The organism is Micromonospora sp. NPDC047707, from assembly GCF_040704235.1.
GTDB lineage: Bacteria > Actinomycetota > Actinomycetes > Mycobacteriales > Micromonosporaceae > Micromonospora.
Genome location: NZ_JBEYSU010000132.1, coordinates 1 through 1967, shown reverse-complemented (window position 1 = coordinate 1967; position 1967 = coordinate 1). Strand labels below are relative to the sequence as shown.

1 protein-coding gene and 1 pseudogene are annotated in these 1967 nt (G+C 60.3%); one reads left to right on the top strand and one right to left on the bottom strand.

Annotated features, from left to right (window positions below):
• The first annotated feature begins 778 nt into the window (after positions 1-778).
• Positions 779-1405, top strand: a complete 627-nt coding sequence (locus AB0873_RS32385) for a LysE family translocator (RefSeq protein ID WP_366604586.1) — start codon at positions 779-781, stop codon at positions 1403-1405.
• A gap of 178 nt (positions 1406-1583) precedes the next feature.
• On the opposite strand, the pseudogene AB0873_RS32380 reads toward AB0873_RS32385, so the two are convergent.
• Positions 1584-1797: pseudogene (locus AB0873_RS32380) on the bottom strand (IS30 family transposase); the annotation flags it as partial.
• Between the last annotated feature and the right edge of the window lie 170 nt (positions 1798-1967).

Here is a 1967-nt window from a genome sequence, read left to right as displayed (position 1 = left end):
TGGGAGATCCGCGACGACATCCACAAAGCGTTCCAAACCCTCGCCTGCGCCATCACCTGCTGGCGCCGACTCCAACGCTCAAAGAGTTAGGAGTTTAAAAACTTGCTCCCATGGCGGGGTGGGGCACCCGGAATACCTGAACCGCTGGTAGCAGCGAAGCTTGTTGTGCACCAGCTGCATCCTGTTCGCATGCGCACGTCCCGCACGCAATCTGGCTGTGAGTACTTCACCCTGACCTCATCGCCGGCGCCGTTACGGTCGACTGAATCCCCACCATCTAATCGACGGGGACGGAATCCAGAGCATCCGGCTTATGCCACCCGGTTCGGCCGCCGCTTATCCGCGAACGGCACCACGGCATTGACATCGCCTTCGTGGCGTCGGGCGGTCTGGCGCACCCGTTGGTCAGCCCAGACAACTGCCCGTCCGGGCGCGCCAGATCCGGACCCTCGAAGCATACCCTCTCTACCAAGTGCTGTGCCAGCAGAAGAGAGTTCCCATCGACTCTTTGCACGTCCGATAGTCCCGGAGCATCGCCTGCCCTTCCCGCCGAGGATCTATGCCTGGCGCGTCAGACATGGACACACCTCAGCGATGTCTGATTCGGACATTCCGGACCCGTACTCCAATGCCCCATATCTGTTGAATTCTGCCTAACGGCTATATTCCAACATCTGAGTTCTTAGCACCGCGCCGTCCATAATCCTGGGTAGAAGCCGTTTGAGGGGTACGTCAGAAGCCGGATGTCGCTGGCGACTTTCGCCGGCACACTTGCTGTATGCCTGAGAGTTCGACTCTAGCTGCATTCGTGCTGGCCTCCGCGGCTCTGATCGTGGTTCCCGGTCCCAACCTGATCTATATCCTGAACGCTACGCTGAGCCAAGGCCGGCGCGCTGGCGTTATGTGTGCGATAGGTGTGGAGATCGGCACGCTTGTACATGTGATAGCTGGCGCGCTGGGGATCGCGGCAGTAATCGCATCATCGACGGTGGCATACCAGACCCTACGCATCGCCGGCGCGGTGTACCTTGCCTTCCTCGCTCTTCGTGCGCTCCAGCAACCGGTAGAACTGCTCTTCGGCGACCCAATGTCCCGCCGGCACTGGTTGCAGCTGATTCGCGAAGGAGCGTTGGTCAACCTGCTCAACCCGAAGGTGGTTATTTTCTTTCTCGCCTTTTTGCCGCAGTTTATGAGAGGGGCCAACGCGCACGGCCAGGCGATCGTATTGGGCGCAATTTTTGCACTAATGGGACTCTGCATTGACCTAACCTATGCCGTTACGGGTGGGCTGCTGCGCGGATGGCTAACCAGCCAACCGACGGTAATCCGTTGGCAACGCTATTTCACGGCCGCGCTCTACCTCTCGCTCGCCCTCGTCACCCTGCTCAGCGGCGCGGAAAGCTGAGGATAGGCTGTCATAAGAGGTCGGATTGAATTGGCCGGGCTGTACGCGTATGCAAGAGAAATCCCTGGATGAAGAAGTTTGCCCGTTGTCCAGGGCATCACCAACGCTGCCGATGGACGCGTCGATGCCGGCATCGAGCAGGTGGGTGGTGAACCGGAACGACCTGTACTGCCTGGGCTCAATCGGTCGTTGCAACACTTGCTGGTTGGAGCAACCGTAGCTGCTCGTCGAGGACCTCGGCGGGCGTCTTCCAGCCGAGGACCTTGCGGGGTCTGCTGTTGATAGCGGCCTGGACGGCGAGGAGGTCATCGAGGGGTCCAGCGGGACAGGTCGGTGCCCTTGGGGAAGTACTGGCGCAGCAGGCCGTTGGTGTTCTCGTTCGTGCCGCGCTGCTAGTAGTGCTTTGTTAGGTGGGCGTGTCGTTGGGTCGTGGGAGTGGTCCGGGGTAGTTCGATGTTGCGGTGACGCCTGACGAGCTTTCTGTTGTGCGGCAAAGGCTTGAGGCGTTCGCCGTGGACGTGTTCGCCCCGTTGGTTCGGTCGGATCAGCGGGCCAAGGGTGA

What these genes read in the sequence shown, in the direction of transcription:
- AB0873_RS32385 (WP_366604586.1), top strand. Translation starts at nt 779, where the DNA reads ATGCCTGAGAGTTCGACTCTAGCTGCATTCGTGCTGGCCTCCGCGGCT.